18 protein-coding genes are annotated in these 17,494 nt (G+C 65.1%); 8 read left to right on the forward strand and 10 right to left on the reverse strand.

From position 1 onward, the window contains the following. Positions 1-90: 90 nt before the first annotated feature. A complete protein-coding gene (locus AB7535_RS02845; protein WP_085402493.1) occupies positions 91-435 on the reverse strand; it encodes a hypothetical protein in 345 nt (114 codons plus the stop codon). A gap of 162 nt (positions 436-597) precedes the next feature. Beyond that, entirely contained in the window at positions 598-1,404 is an 807-nt protein-coding gene (locus AB7535_RS02850) for a hypothetical protein (protein ID WP_085402494.1), read from the reverse strand. Positions 1,405-1,628: 224 nt separating this feature from the next. On the opposite strand from AB7535_RS02850, the gene AB7535_RS02855 reads away from it, so the two are divergent. Next, positions 1,629-1,922 carry an antibiotic biosynthesis monooxygenase gene (locus tag AB7535_RS02855; RefSeq protein ID WP_014497428.1) on the forward strand — a complete coding sequence of 98 codons (294 nt, stop codon included), beginning with the start codon at positions 1,629-1,631 and terminating at the stop codon, positions 1,920-1,922. A gap of 147 nt (positions 1,923-2,069) precedes the next feature. On the opposite strand, the gene AB7535_RS02860 is transcribed toward AB7535_RS02855, so the two are convergent. Continuing rightward, positions 2,070-3,515, reverse strand: a complete 1,446-nt coding sequence (locus AB7535_RS02860) for a helix-turn-helix domain-containing protein (RefSeq protein WP_071916200.1) — start codon at positions 3,513-3,515, stop codon at positions 2,070-2,072. A gap of 241 nt (positions 3,516-3,756) precedes the next feature. Here AB7535_RS02860 and AB7535_RS02865 point away from each other — a divergent pair, with 241 nt between their 5' ends. From AB7535_RS02865 to AB7535_RS02875, 3 genes are all read left to right on the forward strand, one after another. Continuing rightward, on the forward strand, positions 3,757-5,391 hold the full coding sequence (locus AB7535_RS02865; protein ID WP_085402495.1) for an isocitrate lyase: 1,635 nt from the start codon (positions 3,757-3,759) through the stop codon (positions 5,389-5,391). A 30-nt stretch (positions 5,392-5,421) separates the two neighbouring features. Beyond that, positions 5,422-5,631, forward strand: a complete 210-nt coding sequence (locus AB7535_RS02870; RefSeq protein ID WP_008137787.1) for a DUF4170 domain-containing protein — start codon at positions 5,422-5,424, stop codon at positions 5,629-5,631. A gap of 189 nt (positions 5,632-5,820) precedes the next feature. Then, entirely contained in the window at positions 5,821-6,375 is a 555-nt protein-coding gene (locus AB7535_RS02875; protein ID WP_085402496.1) for a hypothetical protein, read from the forward strand. 93 nt (positions 6,376-6,468) lie between these two features. Here the strand turns inward: AB7535_RS02875 and AB7535_RS02880 are convergent, their stop codons facing one another. Further along, entirely contained in the window at positions 6,469-7,350 is an 882-nt protein-coding gene (locus tag AB7535_RS02880) for a metallophosphoesterase family protein (protein ID WP_071916197.1), read from the reverse strand. A 116-nt stretch (positions 7,351-7,466) separates the two neighbouring features. Here AB7535_RS02880 and AB7535_RS02885 point away from each other — a divergent pair, with 116 nt between their 5' ends. Next, positions 7,467-7,958, forward strand: coding sequence for an NUDIX domain-containing protein (locus AB7535_RS02885; protein WP_085402497.1), 492 nt, complete (start codon positions 7,467-7,469; stop codon positions 7,956-7,958). Positions 7,959-7,976: 18 nt separating this feature from the next. Here the strand turns inward: AB7535_RS02885 and AB7535_RS02890 are convergent, their stop codons facing one another. The 3 genes from AB7535_RS02890 to AB7535_RS02900 all read right to left on the reverse strand — a co-directional run bounded on the left by AB7535_RS02890 (position 7,977) and on the right by AB7535_RS02900 (position 9,631). After that, entirely contained in the window at positions 7,977-8,381 is a 405-nt protein-coding gene (locus AB7535_RS02890; RefSeq protein ID WP_085402498.1) for a VOC family protein, read from the reverse strand. Between the two features lie 55 nt (positions 8,382-8,436). Further along, complete coding sequence (locus AB7535_RS02895; protein WP_085402499.1) at positions 8,437-8,817, reverse strand: DUF2304 domain-containing protein; 381 nt, start codon at positions 8,815-8,817, stop codon at positions 8,437-8,439. A gap of 64 nt (positions 8,818-8,881) precedes the next feature. Then, positions 8,882-9,631, reverse strand: coding sequence for a glycosyltransferase family 2 protein (locus AB7535_RS02900; protein ID WP_354080068.1), 750 nt, complete (start codon positions 9,629-9,631; stop codon positions 8,882-8,884). A gap of 124 nt (positions 9,632-9,755) precedes the next feature. Between AB7535_RS02900 and AB7535_RS02905 the strand changes: the two genes are divergently transcribed. From AB7535_RS02905 to AB7535_RS02915, 3 genes are read left to right on the forward strand one after another with little or no spacing between them, the layout of a single operon-like run. Further along, on the forward strand, positions 9,756-10,928 hold the full coding sequence (locus tag AB7535_RS02905; RefSeq protein ID WP_245344171.1) for a hypothetical protein: 1,173 nt from the start codon (positions 9,756-9,758) through the stop codon (positions 10,926-10,928). 53 nt (positions 10,929-10,981) lie between these two features. Further along, positions 10,982-11,497, forward strand: a complete 516-nt coding sequence (locus tag AB7535_RS02910) for a GNAT family N-acetyltransferase (RefSeq protein WP_085402583.1) — start codon at positions 10,982-10,984, stop codon at positions 11,495-11,497. Between the two features lie 30 nt (positions 11,498-11,527). Beyond that, positions 11,528-12,010, forward strand: coding sequence for a GNAT family N-acetyltransferase (locus AB7535_RS02915; protein ID WP_085402584.1), 483 nt, complete (start codon positions 11,528-11,530; stop codon positions 12,008-12,010). A gap of 83 nt (positions 12,011-12,093) precedes the next feature. Here the strand turns inward: AB7535_RS02915 and AB7535_RS02920 are convergent, their stop codons facing one another. The 3 genes from AB7535_RS02920 to AB7535_RS02930 form a co-directional block, all read right to left on the reverse strand. Then, positions 12,094-14,481, reverse strand: a complete 2,388-nt coding sequence (locus AB7535_RS02920) for a TonB-dependent receptor (protein WP_439037219.1) — start codon at positions 14,479-14,481, stop codon at positions 12,094-12,096. Between the two features lie 147 nt (positions 14,482-14,628). Beyond that, positions 14,629-15,033: a DUF2946 domain-containing protein gene (locus AB7535_RS02925; RefSeq protein WP_085402503.1), complete on the reverse strand. Its 405-nt coding sequence runs from the start codon at positions 15,031-15,033 to the stop codon at positions 14,629-14,631. Between the two features lie 397 nt (positions 15,034-15,430). Beyond that, a complete protein-coding gene (locus AB7535_RS02930; RefSeq protein WP_085402504.1) occupies positions 15,431-17,494 on the reverse strand; it encodes a hypothetical protein in 2,064 nt (687 codons plus the stop codon).

A 17,494-nucleotide genomic window follows, 5' to 3' on the forward strand; every position in this document is an offset into this window, starting at 1 on the left:
CGAAGCTTCGCTTCGGCGTTCTTAAGAACGGCGGCCGAAGGCCGCCTATGCCACCTTCTCCCACAAGGGGAGAAGGAAGAAAGTGCGCGCTTACTTCGCCTTCTTGGCTTTGGCCTTCTTCGCCTTTTTCACCGGCTTCTCCTTCGTCTTCTTCTCCACCTTCGCCGGGATCGGCGTGCTGGCGACGAGGCGCATCGAGCGGGCGTAGCTGTCGGCGACGTTGTCGGCGGACATCTGGAGGCGCTTGGCGGCGGCGGTGGCCTGCTCCATCGTGGCCTTGGCCATCATCTTGAAGCGGTCGCCGGTCTCCTTGCCCTTGGCCTTGGCCGCAAGGCCGTTGAAGCGATCCCGGCGCTCCTTGGCGCGGGTCAAAAGGCCCGTATGCAGCTGTCTGGCCAGTTGCCGGATCACGACATCCAGGTCGGCGTCCGCCATGTTGTTCTATCCTCTTAAAACGGTATCGATGCGGGCGGGACTATGCAGATCGGGCCCCGCCTTGGCAATTCCCGGCGGCGCGTCATCCGCAGCTTCCGGTTACCAAACCAAAAAAGCCGCGCATTTTTGCGCGGCTTTCTGGGGTGGCTTGGCGCAGACGCCTTATTTCAGCGAGGCAACCGGACCGCTCGCCGGTGCTGGATCGGGGTCGAAGCCGAACACGCCGACCAGATATTTGTAATAGTCCGGCATCTTCTCCTTGAGCGCCTCGCGCGACTTCGGGTCGTGGAATTCACTTTTGCCGGCCAGGAAGATGCTGGCTGTCACGGCAAAGAATTCCATGGGATTCTTCATCGCATAGGATTCCTTGGGTAACATATCCTTGGACTTGGCAAGGGCGTAATAGCCGATCACGCCCTTGTTGGCGTAGCCGTCCGGCAGCAGCCGCGCGTGATAGGCGTGCAGCAGCTCGTGCAGCAGCACGGCTTCCTTCTCGTAGCGCATCATGTCCGGCCGCAGCATGATCACGCCGAGGCCCGAATCGACCGCGAGGTCGACGGCGTTCGGATTGGTCCAGCGCTGCTTGTCGGGGTCCCAGACCGTCAGCGTCCGGGGTGCGGTGCGCTGGATGTCCGGCGTGACCCGGCCGTAGCATGCGGTCGCGGCGCCTTCGTCGAGGCAGGCCAGCTCGCTCGCGACGATCGGAACGGTATGGAAGAAGCGCAGCACGCGCGGCGACAGGCCGGAAGCTTCGACGACGTCGATCTGCTGCTTCAGATTGTCGGTGAGCTTGTCGACGTCCTTGCGCTCGGAATTCTCCGTCAGGTCGAACATGTAGCCGCGGTAGCTCTGGAAGCCCGGCGGCAGCGCCTGCGCTGCCCCGGCCGACGCGTCGAGCGATCCGGCATGGGATGGATTGGCGAAGAGCGCGCCCACAACGGTCGCGGTCAGCAGCAGCGCAACGCGCATGATGAACCCCCTGATGTCACTTCACCCGGCAGAATAGGCCGCCGCCGTTTGCGAAAAGTGAGTGGGGCGAGACTAAGGCACCGATGTTGAGGCGTGCTTAACCGTTGGTTGCAGATCGCGGGAATGGATTAGTGCCGGGTTAACCAAGCGTGGATTGGTCGCGCGCTTCGGCGTAGGATCGAAGCCGGGCACATGCCCGACAGCAATAGCCGGAGGAGGATGCCATGTATGCCGCCATCCGTCAGGCCAAGGCGAAAAGCGGGAGCGCCGAAGAGCTGGCGCGCCGCATCAAGGACGGCGCCGTTCCGATCATCAGCGACGTCGACGGTTTCCGTGCCTATTACGTCGTCTATGCCGGCGACGACACGGTCACCGCGATCTCCATCTTCGACAAGTTCGAGCAGGCGGAGGAGGCGAACCGGCGCGCGATCGCCTGGATCGAGAAGGATCTGGGGCCGCTGCTTGCAGGGCATGCGAGCGCCGCAGCCGGGCCGGTGATCGTGCATACGCTGGCGTAGGTGTTAGGCGGGTCAGTCGGGCCACATCTTCCGCTGTCATCGCCCGCGAAGGCGGGCGATCCAGTACTCCGTGACAGCAGTGATGGAGCCGATGGGCCGCGGCGTACTGGATGCCCCGCCTTCGCGGGGCATGACACCGGAGCCCCCTCACAGCTCCCGTGCATTCGAGAACGCGAAACTCGACACCCGCCTTGTCGTCTCATCCAAAATCAGCGTGCGCGTGATCGGCGGCTCGGCGCGCTGGGCGCAGTTTTCGCGTTCGCAGAGGCGGCAGTTGACGCCGATCGGCGTGCCCTCCGTTTTCTCCAAATCCAGGCCGGAGGCGTAGACGAGGCGGGCGGCGTGACGGATCTCGCAGCCGAGGCCGATGGCGAAGCGCGGCTGCGGCAGCGGATGCGGCGCGACGGGGCGTCGCACCATCTGCGCGATCGAGAAATAGCGCGTGCCGTCGGAGAGCTCGATCACCTGCTTCAACAGGCGATCCGGCGTGTCGAAAGTCGAGTGCACGTTCCACAACGGACAGGTGCCGCCGAATTTCGAGAACGGGAACGTGCCGGAGGAGAAGCGTTTCGACACGTTGCCGGCATTGTCGACGCGCAGCAGGAAGAACGGAATGCCGCGCGCGTTCGGCCGTTGCAGCGTGGTGAGGCGATGGCAGACCTGCTCGAAGCCGGAATTGAAGCGCTGCGCCAGCACGTGGATGTCGTAGTTCAAGGCCTCCGCCGCGGCGAGGAAGGCCGGGTATGGCATCATCACGGCCGCCGCAAAATAGTTGGCGAGCGTGATGCGGAACAGGCGGCGTGGCGCGTCGTCGAGCGGGCCGGCGCGGCCGATGATGGTCTCCAGGGCTTGCGCGCATTCGCCCAGGCCGAGCTGGAAGGCGAGCTGGAACGCGCGGCCGGGCGGATCGACCAGCTCGGAGATCAGGAGCTGGCGGCGATGGCGGTCGAAACGCCTGAGCGTCTCGCGCATCACGTCGACCGGCATGATGCGGGTCTGGATCGAATGCTTTTCGCGCAGGCGTGCGGCGAGCGCGGCATAGAGCCCTTCGGCCGGCACGTTCAGTTCGTCGCGAAGCGTCTCCGCGGCCTGTTCCAGCTCCGGAAAATAATTGCGGTTGGCCTCGATCAGCTCGCGCACGCGCTCGACGGGATTGGCCTCATAGCGCGTGCCGACGTCGCGGTCGGCCATGTGCGCCGCGGCCAAGGTCTCGCCCTGGCGGGCCTCGGCATAGGCGGCATAGAGCCGTTGCAGCGCATGGGTGACGCCGGGACAGAGTTCGGCAAGGTCGCGCAGTTCCTGCTTGGGAACGTCGATCTGGCGGAACAGCGGATCGGAGAAGATCTCGTTCAGCTCGGCGAAGAAGCGGTCCTCGTCGGCGGTCGCGAGGTCGCGCAGGTCGAGGTCATAGGTCTCGGCCAGCCGCAGCAGGATCTGCGCCGTCACCGGGCGCTGGTTGCGCTCGATCAGGTTGACATAGCTCGGCGAGATCCCGAGCCCCTCGGCGATCTGGGTCTGCGACAGCCCCAATTGCTGCCGGATCCGCCGGAAGCGCGGGCCGACGAACAGCTTTTTCCCCGAGACGGCGGGCATTTTCAGATCTCCCAAGGGTACGAGAAGCGCATCAAGGACAGGCTTATTGACCTATATTCTTTACAAGATTTACAAAATAACATCTATTACATGTTCTGATGTTACATGACATCACCATTCGAATACAAGGCCCCTGTACGAACTTCGCTTTCTGGCGTTTAGCTCATGACACGCATTTCGCAATGCACTGTCAAAAATGTCGATGACAAGTTGAGTTGTCATCAGCGAAAGGATCGAGCAGATGAATTACCAGCCCCGTGGCATCAACGCCCTGCAGAGCCCGGCCTCGTATCAGAGCGAGATCGAGGCAGCCCAGGCGCTCCTCAAGACCCAGCCGACCTGGAACGGGGTGTCCGCCGAGGCCGTCGCGCGCATGCGCCTGCAGAACCGCTTCAAGACCGGTCTGGACATCGCCCGCTACACCGCGGCGCTGATGCGGACCGACATGGCGGCCTATGACAACGATCCGACCAAGTACACGCAGTCACTGGGCTGCTGGCACGGTTTCATCGCCCAGCAGAAGCTGATCTCGGTCAAGAAGCACTTCGGCGGCAAGACCGATCGCACCTATCTGTACCTGTCCGGCTGGATGATCGCGGCGCTGCGCTCCGAATTCGGCCCGCTGCCCGACCAGTCGATGCACGAGAAGACCTCGGTGCCCGCGCTGATCGAAGAGCTCTATACCTTCCTGCGCCAGGCCGACTCGCGTGAGCTGAACGACATCTTCCGCAGCCTCGATAAGGCGCGCAAGGAAGGCGACAAGACCAGGGAGAAGGAGCTGATCGAGAAGATCGACAACTTCCAGACCCATGTCGTGCCCGTCATCGCCGACATCGACGCGGGCTTCGGCAACGCGGAGGCGACCTATCTGCTCGCCAAGAAGATGATCGAAGCGGGCGCCTGCGCGCTCCAGATCGAGAACCAGGTCTCGGACGAGAAGCAGTGCGGTCACCAGGACGGCAAGGTCACCGTGCCGCACGAGGTGTTCCTGGCGAAGATCCGCGCCTGCCGCCACGCCTTCCTCGAGCTCGGCATCGAAGACGGTGTCGTCGTGACCCGTACCGACTCGCTCGGCGCCGGCCTGACGCAGCAGATTGCCGTCAGCCACAAGCCCGGCGACCTCGGCGATCAGTACAACAGCTTCCTCGATTGCGAGGAAATCACGCCGGAGAACGCCCGCAACGGTGATGTCATCATCAACCGCAACGGCAAGATGATGCGTCCGAAGCGGCTGCCTTCCAATCTCTACCAGTTCCGTCCCGGTACTGGCGAAGACCGCTGCGTGCTCGACAGCATCACCTCGCTGCAGAACGGCGCCGACCTGCTCTGGATCGAGACCGAGAAGCCGCATATCGAGCAAATCGCCAAGATGGTCGATCGGATCCGCAAGGTGGTTCCGAACGCGAAGCTGGCCTACAACAACTCGCCGTCGTTCAACTGGACGCTCAACTTCCGTTGGCAGGTCTACGACGCGATGAAGGAAGCCGGCCAGGACGTCAGCAAGTACAACCGTGCCGAGCTGATGAAGCCGGAATACGACGACACGCCGCTGGCGAAGGAAGCCGACGAGCGCATCCGCACCTTCCAGGCCGACTCAGCCAAGCGTGCCGGCATCTTCCATCACCTGATCACGTTGCCGACCTACCACACGGCGGCGCTCTCGACCGACAATCTGGCGAAGGAATATTTCGGCGACCAGGGCATGCTCGGCTACGTGAAGAACGTGCAGCGCGCCGAGATCCGCCAGGGTATCGCCTGCGCCAAGCATCAGAACATGGCCGGCTCCGACATCGGCGACGACCACAAGGAATACTTCGCCGGCGAGGCTGCCCTGAAGGCGGGCGGCGCCCACAACACGATGAACCAGTTCGGCTAACGCACCACGCTATCCAAGAGGAGACTGACAATGACCAAAGGCAGCAATTTCTGGGTGATCGGCGGCGAGTTCGGTTCGATGAACTTCCACAAGCTCGTGGAAGGCTCCGCCCAGGTGCAGGGTCCGTTCAAGACCCGCAAGGAAGCCGAGGATGCCTGGCGCTCGGTCTCGGAAGAGAACCGCCACAAGGCCGGCGTCCGCTTCTCGATCGTGGAAGAGCCGTCGCGGGTCTCGGCCTGACGGCTGCCTGACTAATTAAGAAGACGTCCAAGGACGGAGGGTCCCATCCGGCGCAAGCCGGGTGGGATCGTCTGTTTTTGGTACAGGTCAATCGGCTGTGGGCGCCGTAAGTCTCTGGAATTGTGAGCCCTTTGCGGACCGTTTGGTTGCTGATAGGTTAATGGCGGAAAGTCGAGGACGAGGCCGACAATGTCAGAGCCTGAGACCAGCGGGACCCATCCCAGCCAGCCGCGCCCGGTGCGGCTGCGCGACGCGCTGCTGCGCGCACGGATCGAGGCCGCCGACCGGACCGGTGTGGTCGTCGATTTGCGCGACGCGGAGGTGGCGCGGCTGGAGATCCTCAACGACGCGCTCGATCCCCTGTTCGCGCAGGTGCCTGACCAGATCGACCTGTTCGATCGCGGCATCAGCCAGGGCGATACGCCCAGACTCTGGATCGATGTCGTCGCACACATCATGATGGGGCGCGACAAGCGGATGTACCGCTTCGTCCAGGACACCCGCTTCGGCCGTATCGTGCTCGCCGAATCGCACGACACCGCAGCGATCGTCGAAGCCGTGACGGACTACGTCGCCCGCCGCATGATCGAGCGCGAGCACGCCATGGTGGTGCCATCAGAGCCGAAGCCCGCGGCCGCCGAGCCGCCGCGCCGCTCGCGCCTCTGGCCGTTCGTGTTCGGATTCATTTTCGGCGCGGCCGCCTTGTTCGGCCTCGCCGTGCTGGCGGCCCTGCGGAGCTGGTGAGACGCTCGCCGTCGTCATTGCGAGCGCAGCGAAGCAATCCAGGAATCTTTCCGCGGAGAAGCTCTGGATTTCTTCGCTCGCAATGACGGCGAACTAGATCAACCTTGCCTGCTTGATCTGCCGGATCTGAAATCCGGATCCGAGGCCCCGCACGGTCTGCTCGCAGCGCCAGCCGGAATTGTCTTTCTCGATCGTGAACAGGTTATACGCTGCCGCCGGGTAACGCCCGTGGGCGAGCGCGGAGGCCGACGGCACGCCGACCGCGGGGATGTTGCCGTTGGGGCCTTCGAACCACATGGTCGAATGAATGTGGTCGTGCCCGTGCAGGATCAGCTCGACGCCGTGACGCTTGATCAGTGCCAGCAGCGCGGCCGCATCGGTCATCCGTTTCTGGCGCGCGCCGGACTTCAGGGGATGATGCACCAGCAGCACGCGGAAGGCGTCCTCGGCGGCGAGGCGGTCGAGGACCGCTTCGAGGGACGCGAGCTGATCGCGGCCGAGCGTGCCCGTCGCCATCAGCGGCAGGGTCGGCACCGCCGTGGACAGGCTGATCAGCGCGAGCGGCCCGCGCCGGCGTACGCCCGGAAAGCCGACACTGCCGTCATCGCCAGTGAGATAAGGCGCAAACGTCTCGCCGAAGCGGTGAGAGGTGGCGCGGACATAGGCATCGTGATTGCCGGGAATGGTGGTGACGCGGTCGGGCGGACCGACGCCGTCGAGCCAGGCGCGCGCCGGCGCGAACTCCGCCTCCAGTGCCAGATTGACGAGATCGCCGGTGACCGCGATGTGGTCGGGCGTCTGCGCCTGGACGTCGGCGACAAGCGCGTCGAGCACCTCGCGGCGCTGGTATTTGTGGCGGTTGCGCGTCCAGTTGACGTAGCCGAGCGCGCGCTTGCCCGCGAGCTCGATCAGCCGTGGCTTCGGCAACGGCGGCAGATGCGGGTCGGACAGATGGGCGAGCGTGAAGGGGGCCATGGCGCGCGATTGCCTCGCTATTCGTCCGCTGTAATGGCAAGGTCGCGAGAACTGTGCAAGCGGGGCCCGGACCGGGGCCTCATGGCAGTTTTCTTGGGAGTTTTCTTGGAAGCCTGATGGGGGATCGTCTGAACAGCGTCCGACGGACATTCGAACCGCTGCTGCGGCGAATCTTCCACGCCTATTTCCTGCTTGTCCGCGGCATGACGCTCGGCGTCCGCGCCGTGGTGCTGGATTCCGAGAACCGGGTGTTCCTGGTCAGGCACAGCTACATCACCGGCTGGTATCTGCCCGGCGGCGGCGTCGATCTCGGCGAGACCATGGAGCAGGCGATGCGGCGCGAGCTCAAGGAGGAAGGGGACATCGATCTCACCGGTGACGCGGTGCTGCACGGCATCTTCCTCAACAGCCACGTCTCCCGCCGCGACCACGTCGCGGTCTATGTGGTCAGGCAGTTCAAGCAGGATCGCGTCCCTGAGCCCAACCACGAGATCGTCGAATGCGGGTTCTTCGCGATCAATGCGCTGCCCGAGGGCACCACACACGGCACGCGGCAAAGGCTCGCGGAAGTGCTGGACGGCAAGCCGCCGACCGCGACTTGGCGTTGAAGCGATCCGGCCGAATCCTCAAGCCCGAACCGGCTGCCCGATCCCCAGCAAGTTACCTTCGCTGTCGCGGAACCAGGCACCTCGCTCGCCAGTACCCTTGCTCGGATAGTTGCCCGTGATCTCCGCAATTCCATCGACGGTCTTCAAGCCGGGCAAATCATAGTCCTCGAACGCCACGCCGCGTGTGCGAAGTTCGCGCACGGTTGCCTCGATATCCTCGACTTCCCACCCCATTTGCGTGTGCGTGCCGGATTGCGTCCCGGCCGAGACGAATATCGCAAACTCGCCGGCCGCGCAGACGTAGCGCAGCCCACCCTCGCGCTGCTCGACCGGCTCGAGCCCGAGCTTTTCCGAATAGAACGCCCGCGCGCGGTCGAGGTCTTTGGCTGGAAGCCGGGTTGCCACCTTCGCGTTCTTCAGCATGCCCGCTCTCCCTGTCTTTGCCTCGCGACGACGCTGGATTTCCTCGGCTACGCGCTCATGACTCGACGCCCCGACGGCCCTCCTTCGCCTGCAGCTCCAGCACCAGCAGGCTCTGCTCCTGGATCAGCGCGCAGTTCTGCCGCTCAAGCCGGTGCAGTCGCGCCGTCATGTTGTGCATGAACGCGAACACCACCAGGAACAGGGCGCCGAACATCACGACGAACGGAAACACGACGCCGGTCAGATGGCTGACGAGATAGGCCAGTGTCGGAAACAGCGTGAAGCCCGCGGGGATGATCGCCACCATGGACAGCATCAGGAAGTCGTAGAGATCGAACTTGCCTTGCATCGTCTTGCGCAGCAGCACCAGCATGTAGATCAGCGCAAAGGCGGAGACGACGACGACCGTCTCCGGACTTGGAAGGGCATCTGTCACGGCTGCCTCCTCAGAATGTTCGACGAGATGATGAGACCACAAATCGGAACGGGGACGCTCGGCGTCATGACGCCCTCACGAGGCGCGCGAGCAGGATATAACCGAGCACCCGGATCATGTAGCTCGCCGACTTCAATCCGTCGATCGAGCTGACGCCGGTCTCGCGCGCCCGCATCTCGACCGGAACTTCGCTGACCGTGAGGCCTGCGCGCATGGCCCAGGCCAGCGAGATCGGCTCCGGAAAATCCGTCGGATACGCTTTTGCGAAGAAGGCGATGGCGGAACGGTCGAGCAATCGCATGCCGCTGGTCGGATCGGTGATGCGGCCGCCGCTGAACAGGCCGTTGAGCGCAAGCACGATCAGCCTGATGCCGGCGCGCCGCATGCGCGTGGAGCAGAAACCGGCATGGTCGATGAAGCGGCTTCCGATGGTGATGTTGGTCGGGTCGTTGCGATAGGCCTCCAGAAGCGTCTCGATGGCGCGCGGATCATGCTGCCCGTCGCCGTCGATCTGGATGCAGAAATCAAAATCCTGACGCGCCGCGTATTTGATGCCGGTCTGCACGGCGCCGCCGATGCCGAGATTCTGCGCGAGGCGGGCGACCGGCGAGCGGCAGCTTGCCACCGCGGATGTCGCGTCCGACGAGCCGTCGTCGACGACCAGGGTGTGGTAGCCGCGGCCGGTTGCTGCGATCTCGCTCAGGAGACCGCCGACCGAGGCCTCCTCGTTGAAGCAGGGAATGATGATGAGGACTCGCGACGAGCCCTGCTGCGGTGCGGCAGCACCGCTGCGGCACGTGTCAGTTGAACCCAAGCCCAGTCCCGTATCGGCCACGTCTGCCTCACCTCCAGAATCCCCACTTTGCTATACTTGCCGGTGCTTTTCCTGTACAGGCGGCGGGCCATTTCAAGCTGCGGGGGCCGCCCGGCGAATGCCGATGAGAGCTGTCAAAGTATTTTTTTCAATTGTGTTTCTGGCAATTCTGGCCAGCAACATCAGGCTGACCTCGCATTGGAGCGAGAGCCGCGGCGTCTATGACGACATCTGCTATCTCAGGCAGGCGCATCTGTTCCAGCGCTTCGGCTGGCAAGGGCTCGACACCAGCCTCGCCCGTGAAACCGACGGCTATCTCGCGGCCAAGTTGCGAAGTATCGATTTTCCGAACTGGAACGAACCGACGCGGGCACCCTGCCACACCCAGACTGCCGACGGCAGCAAATGGGTGATGACGCCGCCGCCGGGCACGGGCTTCGTGCTGGCGCTGTTCCCGGAGGGGTTCCAGGTCGTTCCGCTCTATATGCTGGCCAACGCGATCGTCGCTGGCCTTGCGCTGTTCGGCATGTGGCGGGCGCAGGAGAAGGTCGGCTTGACGCTCGCCGCGTTGCTCGGCGCGCTCTCGATCTACTTCATGATCAATCCGACCAAGGCGAGCTATTCGATGGCGCCGACCATGGTCGTCTGCGCGCTGGCGGGTCTGTTCACCGCAAGACTGTTCGTCGATGAAGGCCGGCGCCGCCTGCTGATGGTCGCTGCCGTCGGCGTGCTGCTCGGCCTGTCCGCGAGCTTTCGGATCGCCAACGTGGTTCTGTCGGCCGGCTATTTCCTGTTCTTCGGATTGTCGTTCCTGATCTGGCGTACCCGCGAGACGTTCGTTTCAGGACTCGCGCTCGGCCTTTCGTTCCTCGTCGGGCTGTTGCCGGTGTTCGCGGCGAACCTGGTCAACTCAGGCAATCCGCTGGTCTCGGCCTATGGCGGCCAGGATACGGCCCCGCGGAGTCTCGACCCGGCCGTGCTGTTGGCCTATCTCCGCGACACGCAGTTCCCGTTGATCGTGATCGCCTGCGTCGGGACCGCGCTGTTGTGGCGCTTCGCCGGCCATGGCGGCGTCAGGAAACTCGCGTTGCTGGTGGCGGGCAATCTCGCGCTGAATCTGGCGTTCTTTGCCACGCATCCGGTCTTCACGCAGTACTATGTCATCCCGATCCTGATGCTGTCGCTCTGGACGCTGCTGTTCGCGGCCGTCCTCAGCCGCGGTCCGGCACAGGGTTTTATCGCCCACGAGGCCGATGGACCGCGGCCGTCTGAGATGTTATCCCGCATCTCGCATTGACGCGTTTTCCTGACGCGAACCTGAAACCACTTCGCTCGAAGACGCATGCCGACATGACCGATCTCTCGCTCACCATCCTTCCGGAAGCCGCCGGCGACGCCCAGGCGATCGAACGGCTGCACGAGCGCACCTTCGGCCCCGGCCGTTTCGTGCTCAGCGCTTACCGCATTCGCGAGCACGTCGACCATCTGCTCGATGTGTCCTTCACGGCCCGCATCGGCACGCTGCTGGTCGGCTCGGTCAGGCAATTGCCGGTGCTGGTCGGCGAGACGCAGGCCCTGCTGCTCGGGCCGCTCACCGTCGAGCCGCCGTTCCGCGACCGCGGCATCGGCCGTCTCCTGATGGAGCGCGCGCTGAAGGACGCCAAGGAGAAGGGGCACCGTCTGGTGCTGCTGGTCGGCGACGAGCCCTATTACAGCCGTGTCGGCTTCAAGCCGGTGCCGAAGGGCCGCGTCACCATGCCGGGCCCGGTCGACGCCGCGCGCATCCTGGTGTTCGAGCTCGTCGACGGCGCTTTCGAGGGCGTGTCGGGGCAGGTAACGCCCGACTGGAGCAAGGCGCGAGGCTAGGGCTACGATACCTCTTGCGGAGTATCCATGATGCAGGTGCGGCCCGCTGATGCCGGTGAAGTCGATCATATCGCTCAGCTGTGGCACGATGCCTGGCATGGGTCGCATGCCTCGCTTGCGCCGCCAGAACTGGTCCGCCTTCGCACGCTCCCGAATTTTCGCGATCGGCTGGCGGTCATGCTTCCCGACATCCGCGTCGTCGGCCCGGCCGGCGCGCCGCTCGGCTTCTGCGCAGTCAGGGCTGACGAATTGTATCAGCTCTTCGTATCGCCGAAGGCGCACGGCGCGGGCGTGGCCGCGGCGCTGATCTCCGACGCAGAGGCCCGCCTTGCCGCGCGCGGCGTGGAGCTGGCGTGGCTCGCCTGCGCCGTCGGCAACGCGCGCGCTGCGCGGTTCTACGAGAAGAGCGGTTGGCGCAACGCCGGCACCTTCGTGATGATGACGGACACCTCGAACGGGCCGTTCCCCGTCGATCAGTGGCGCTTCGAGAAGCGGCTGACGCGCAGCCCGTAGCCCGGAATTCGCTCCGCTCCATCCGGGCTACGGCTCACTCAACGCGCCTGTGCCGGGGCCCGCAGGCCCCGACTGAGTCGCGACTAGAACTTGAAGTTGGCGAACGCCCGCACGCCGATGCCGGGCATCAGAACCTCGTCCTTGGTGTAGGACACCGAGTTGCGGATGTTTTCGTTGAGGAGATTGTTGCCGACGATGCCGGCCGTCATCTCGCGCGCGCCGAACAGACGCGGATCGAGCTTGGTCCTGTAGCTGACCTCGGCCTTCAGCAGATTGTAGCCCGGCGTTGGCGTCTCCGCGATCACGGCGACGTTGTTCTGCGCGAAAGCGTGCAACAGGTTGACGCGCATCAGCCAGTTGTCGTCGCGCCAGAACACGCCGCCGCCTATCCGCAGCGGCGGAATGCGCGGCACGTTGGTGCCGTCGGTGAAGGTGGCGCGCACCACGTCGAACTGGTTCTCGATGCCCCAGATGCCGCCCTGGAATGCGCCGACGTCGAGCTGCGACTGGAATTCGCCGCCGCGGAAATTGGCATTGCGTTGCGAATAGACGGCCTGGTTCAACTCGGCGCCCGGCGTGCCGCAGGACGCAAAACTGTCGTCGCACATCACGCCGGTGAGGCGGCGAAAGATGAAATTGTCGAAATGCGTGTAGTAGACGGTCGCCTCGAACCGGAACGGCCCCGTCGCCTTGCGCAGTCCAACCTCGACCGACTCAGCGGTCTCGATCGTGAGGTTCGGATTGCCGATGTCGAACGTCGCGGTCGCATCATGCGCACCGCGCGAGAACAGTTCGGCCGGCTTCGGCGCGCGCTCGACATATTGTGCGGTGATGCTGCCGACCATGCCGCCCGGCAGGTCCTGCAACAGGCCGATGCTGCCGCTCTTCGGCGTGAAGGACGGATTGCGTGCGATGCCCACCTGCGGCGTGCCGTCGGGTAGATAATCCGGCGGGAAGTTCGGCGTCGTGCCGTGCAGCTCGACATGCTCGATGCGGCCGGCGATCTGGGCTCGCGTCGCGTCCGTGAACTTGAACTCGTTGAAGGCGTAAGCGGCAACGCGGGTGTTGTTGTTGGGGTCCCACAGGCCGTTGAACAGCGTACCGGGATTGTCAGGGCTCGGCGCGGTCAATTCCTGATGGCCGACCTGAAAGCCCAGCGCCGTCGTCACCTCGGCGAAGCGCGCGTTGAACGGCATCAACTGCACCTCGGTGCGGATCTCCTGCTCCTTGTTGGTGAAGGTCTGCCGCACACCGTCGGTGTTGGGATCGGCGGGATCGGCAAGGCCGATCTCGTTGTGTCGATAATCCGTGGCGCCAGCCCAGAAGCGAATGGTGTCGATCGCGGCGGCATCGGGCCGGTACTCGCCCTTGACGTTGATCTTGGTCTGGTGCGCGTCGATCCGGGTGTTGTAGTCGGCGCCGTCGATGCCGGGGATATGGTAGAGCGAGTCGTTCTGCGTGATCGACGCGCCGATATAGCCGCCCTGGAAGAAGTAGGAGCCGCCGATCGAGGCGCCGTCCGTGCGCGACGCCGAATTGGGCTGGCGCCCGTTTGTGATGGTCCGGGTCTGGTCGGTCAAATAGGGGTAGCTCGGGATGCCGTAATCCGTCGTGTTGCGGCCGTAGACGTCGGCATGGAACGCGAAATTGCCGGCGCCGGTGTCGAGCAGCACGCCGCTCTCGACACCGCGATCGACCGAGCTGAACGCGGAACGTGTCTCGGCCGTGACGCAGGGCGATGTCCCGGCGGTTGCGAGTGGCGCCTTCACCGGCATGCCATAACTCTGGAACGGCTGGGCACCGCAGGTTGGCAGCGCGTCCGGAATCCGGTTGTTGGTCGCGCTGACGACGCCGCCGATCGAGGTCGAGCCGTAGCGCAAGGCGGCCGGCCCGCGCACCACTTCGACCTGGTTGGTCGCGAGCGTATCGATCGGGACGAAGTGATCCTCGCCGAGATCGGATGCGCCGTTCGCATTGGTGCCGTTCTCGACGATGCCGACGCGGTTGACGTCGAGGCCCCGGATGATCGGCCGGCTGGAGGCGCCGGGCGCAAAGCTCGAGCCGGTGATGCCCGGCTTGGAGAACAGCAGATCGCCGAGCTGGCCGCCGCCCTCGCGGCGGATCTCCTCGTTCGGCACCACGGTGACGGTGGCGAACTGGTTGGTCACGATCGGCAGCACGCCCTGCTGGGGCGTGGCGGCCGTCGCTGGCGCCGCCGGCGTTGCTTCCGCCGTGCGTTGCTGGCCGCGCGACCGTCCGGTGCGCGCGACATGGACCGGGCTGCGGGTCGGCACCACCCTGCGCACGATCGGGCTCGGCGCTGTCACGGTGACGGCGGGGATCTCGGTCGACGATTTATCTTGCGCAGTCTGTTGTACCGGCTCTTGGGCGAGCGCCGATGTGGCGGCGGCGCCGAGCAGGAGCAGGCTTGCTCCACCCAGACGCTGCGCGCGTCGCAATTCAAATGACATAGTCCTGATTCCAGTCAGGCGCCGTCCGCAAGATTTGGTGCTGATCGGAGGCGGCCTGCCGTCGCAGCGCGACGGAATTCGACTTCAGCTTCTCCCGTGCGTTCGCCTGAAAGCGGCGAGCCGGGCGTGATCAAGTGATGTCTGGAGTCAGGACGCGGGAGGGGCGCGGGGCTGGAACGCCGTGCCGGCCGATTTCAGATGGACGAACTCGGCATCGGTGGTGAGCTGAAGCAGCTCGATCGCCTGCGGCAGCAGGAGCACAGGCGGCGTCGCGGATACGACGGTGCCCGCCATCGCGACGACGGCGCAGATCGCGCAATTGTCCTCGCCCGGCTGCTCCCGGTCAGGGCCGGCGGGCGATTGCTTCTGGACCGCGGCGCGGTCACTCGAAGCGATACTCTTGCCGTTGTCGGTCTGCTGAAGCGAGGACAGGGCGAGGGGGGTGGCCTGGGCGAACCAATGGCTGTGGCCGAACGTCAACGCGAACTGCACCAGCATCGCGAACAACGCGAGCCGGGCGCCGTGCCTGATATTCGACCGGAACCACTTCATCTGGAAAAGCCACCCCACATCGCGAGGATCAATTCCCCTGATCTCGTGATGTTATAATGTAACATCGCAGCATCGATCAGCGGATGTCAACAGCGAGCGGACCAACGCGCGCAGGCAGCCGAACCGATGTGTCGTTCGGGCAACTAGAGCGCGATGGGTTGAAGTTGAATCGAGTTGGGCCAACAGCGGGCTCTGTCCGTTCCCTCCCCCCTTGCGGGGGAGGGGCAGGGAGAGGGGTGCCGCACGGGGACTCTTTCCGTCGCGCAATCATACGCGATGCATCGCTAACAATCGGCACCTTTTGCTGGGCCACCCCTCTCCCTAGCCCTCCCCCGCAAGGGGGGAGGGAACGCACCGCCGTCGCGGTGCTAGGCGAGTCTCATCTCGCTTCGGGAGTTCAGCGCCCTTCGCGGACCCAGGTCGCGGCAAACGCGCCGAGCAGCAGCAGCAGGCCGATCAGGCCGGCGAAGATCGGTAGCACCCCGACGCCCTTCACGACGCTGGCGTCGCGCATCCGCACGCCCATCCAGCCATCGCCAGCGAAGACGCTCGCCGAACGCACCGGCACGATACGCGGCAGCTCGACGCTGGTGCCGTCGACCACGCGCACGGCATTGCCGCCGGTCGCCTGCGTCAGCGGCTTCAGGGTTTCGGTCGTCGAGGTGACTTCCGAAAACTCCTTCGGATTGGTCGGACCGACATTGATCAGCGCCTTCAGCGTGCCGTCGGTCGCCTGCCACAGGCCGAGCTCGCTGGCCGGCAGGCTGGCGCGCCACTCGCCGGGATCGGCAGGCGCGAGCGTCAGGTCCTGCGACACGCCCGACGGCGAGGTCACGCTGACCGGCTGGACGCTGTCCGACATGGTCTGGCGTACCACGACGAGGTCCTTGCCCTGCACCTGGAGGCGCAGTGCCTCTTCATCGAGGTCAGGCTGCTTCATCAGCCAGTGCGACATCCGCCGCAAGAGATCGAGATGCGGGCCGCCGCCTTCATAGCCGCGCGCCCACAGCCAGATATGGTCGGAGAGCAAGAGCGCGACGCGGCCCTCGCCGAAGCGCGAGAGGAACAGGAGCGGCTTGCCGTCGACGCCCGTCATCACCGGCGGGTTGACCGCATTGCGGGTGTCGACGGTGCGGAAGAACCGGCTCCAGCGCGGCGGTTCGCTCGCGGAGCCTTCGAGGCCGCGCGTGACCGGATGGCGTTTGCCGATCTCCGACAGATGCGCATAGAACGGCTTTTCGGTCACGCCGACGGGTTCTGCCGGCAGCACCGAATCCAGCGGCGTGCGCCAGATGCTGGTGTTGGAAGCATAGTCCGGGCCGGCCGAGACCAGCACCGCGCCGCCCGCGCGGACATAGCGCGCGATGTTGTCGAAATAGGCGATCGGCAGCACGCCCTGGCGGGCATAGCGGTCGAAGATGATCAGCTGGAATTCGTTGATCTTCTGCTGGAACAGCTCGCGGGTCGGAAACGCGATCAGCGACAGCTCGTTGATCGGCGTGCCGTCCTGCTTCTCCGGCGGACGCAGAATGGTGAAGTGCACGAGGTCGACGCTGGCGTCGGACTTCAGCAGGTTGCGCCAGGTGCGCTCGCCGGAATGCGGCTCGCCCGAGACCAGCAGCACGCGCAGCTTGTCGCGCACGCCGTCGATGGCGACGACGGCGCGGTTGTTCACCGGCGTCAGCTCTTTCTCGAGCGGCGAGGCCTCGATCTCGACGATGTTCGGCCCGGCATGCTTGATGTCGACGTCGACGCTTGCGCTCTGGCCGCTTCCCAGCGTGCGCTCGCCCAGGACCTCGCCGTCCCTGCGGATCGTGACCTTGGCGCGCTCGCCGGTGACGCCCTGGTCGTCGAGGCGATAGGTGATGGTCTGGGTCTGCCCGACGATGCCGAAGCGCGGCGCCGCCGTGATCGCGATGCGGCGGTCGCGCTCGTCCTTCTGCCCGGTGATCAGTGCGTGCACCGGCGCCTGGAAGCCGAGCCCGGCGGTGTTGGCCGGGATGTCGTGGACCCGGCCGTCGGTGATCAGGAACGCGCCGGCGACACGGTCGACCGGCACGTCCGACAGCGCGGTGGCCAGCGCTCCGAACAGTTTTGTGCCGTCGGTCTCGCCATCGGCCTGTCCGGCGTCGACGACGCGGACCTCGAGGCCCTTGATCTTCTTCAGGCTGTCGACCAGCGCTTCCTGCGCTTGCGCGGCCTCGCGATTGCGGTTGCCGAAATTCTGGCTCGGGCTCTTGTCGACCACGATGGCGGCGACCGAGGTGAGCGGATCGCGGTCCTCGCGGGTGAAGGAGGGATTGGCGAGCGCCAGCAGGAACAGCGCCAGCGCGGCCACGCGCACGGCTGCACCGCGCGCACGCGCCACCAGCAGCACGAGCGCAACGACCACGATCGCGGCGAGCGCGAGCCACAGGACGATCGTGGGAACAAGCGGCGTGAACGCAATGCCGTAATTCAT

Origin of the sequence: Bradyrhizobium sp. 956_D2_N1_4 (assembly GCF_052076025.1) — a bacterium.
Classification (GTDB): domain Bacteria; phylum Pseudomonadota; class Alphaproteobacteria; order Rhizobiales; family Xanthobacteraceae; genus Bradyrhizobium; species Bradyrhizobium barranii.

Coding starts and splice junctions, on each gene's coding strand:
- AB7535_RS02845 (WP_085402493.1), bottom strand. CDS start 435: ATGGCGGACGCCGACCTGGATGTCGTGATCCGGCAACTGGCCAGACAG.
- AB7535_RS02850 (WP_085402494.1), bottom strand. CDS start 1,404: ATGCGCGTTGCGCTGCTGCTGACCGCGACCGTTGTGGGCGCGCTCTTC.
- AB7535_RS02855 (WP_014497428.1), top strand. CDS start 1,629: ATGTATGCCGCCATCCGTCAGGCCAAGGCGAAAAGCGGGAGCGCCGAA.
- AB7535_RS02860 (WP_071916200.1), bottom strand. CDS start 3,515: ATGCCCGCCGTCTCGGGGAAAAAGCTGTTCGTCGGCCCGCGCTTCCGG.
- AB7535_RS02865 (WP_085402495.1), top strand. CDS start 3,757: ATGAATTACCAGCCCCGTGGCATCAACGCCCTGCAGAGCCCGGCCTCG.
- AB7535_RS02870 (WP_008137787.1), top strand. CDS start 5,422: ATGACCAAAGGCAGCAATTTCTGGGTGATCGGCGGCGAGTTCGGTTCG.
- AB7535_RS02875 (WP_085402496.1), top strand. CDS start 5,821: ATGTCAGAGCCTGAGACCAGCGGGACCCATCCCAGCCAGCCGCGCCCG.
- AB7535_RS02880 (WP_071916197.1), bottom strand. CDS start 7,350: ATGGCCCCCTTCACGCTCGCCCATCTGTCCGACCCGCATCTGCCGCCG.
- AB7535_RS02885 (WP_085402497.1), top strand. CDS start 7,467: ATGGGGGATCGTCTGAACAGCGTCCGACGGACATTCGAACCGCTGCTG.
- AB7535_RS02890 (WP_085402498.1), bottom strand. CDS start 8,381: ATGCTGAAGAACGCGAAGGTGGCAACCCGGCTTCCAGCCAAAGACCTC.
- AB7535_RS02905 (WP_245344171.1), top strand. CDS start 9,756: ATGAGAGCTGTCAAAGTATTTTTTTCAATTGTGTTTCTGGCAATTCTG.
- AB7535_RS02910 (WP_085402583.1), top strand. CDS start 10,982: ATGACCGATCTCTCGCTCACCATCCTTCCGGAAGCCGCCGGCGACGCC.
- AB7535_RS02915 (WP_085402584.1), top strand. CDS start 11,528: ATGCAGGTGCGGCCCGCTGATGCCGGTGAAGTCGATCATATCGCTCAG.
- AB7535_RS02920 (WP_439037219.1), bottom strand. CDS start 14,481: ATGTCATTTGAATTGCGACGCGCGCAGCGTCTGGGTGGAGCAAGCCTG.
- AB7535_RS02925 (WP_085402503.1), bottom strand. CDS start 15,033: ATGAAGTGGTTCCGGTCGAATATCAGGCACGGCGCCCGGCTCGCGTTG.
- AB7535_RS02930 (WP_085402504.1), bottom strand. CDS start 17,494: ATGAATTACGGCATTGCGTTCACGCCGCTTGTTCCCACGATCGTCCTG.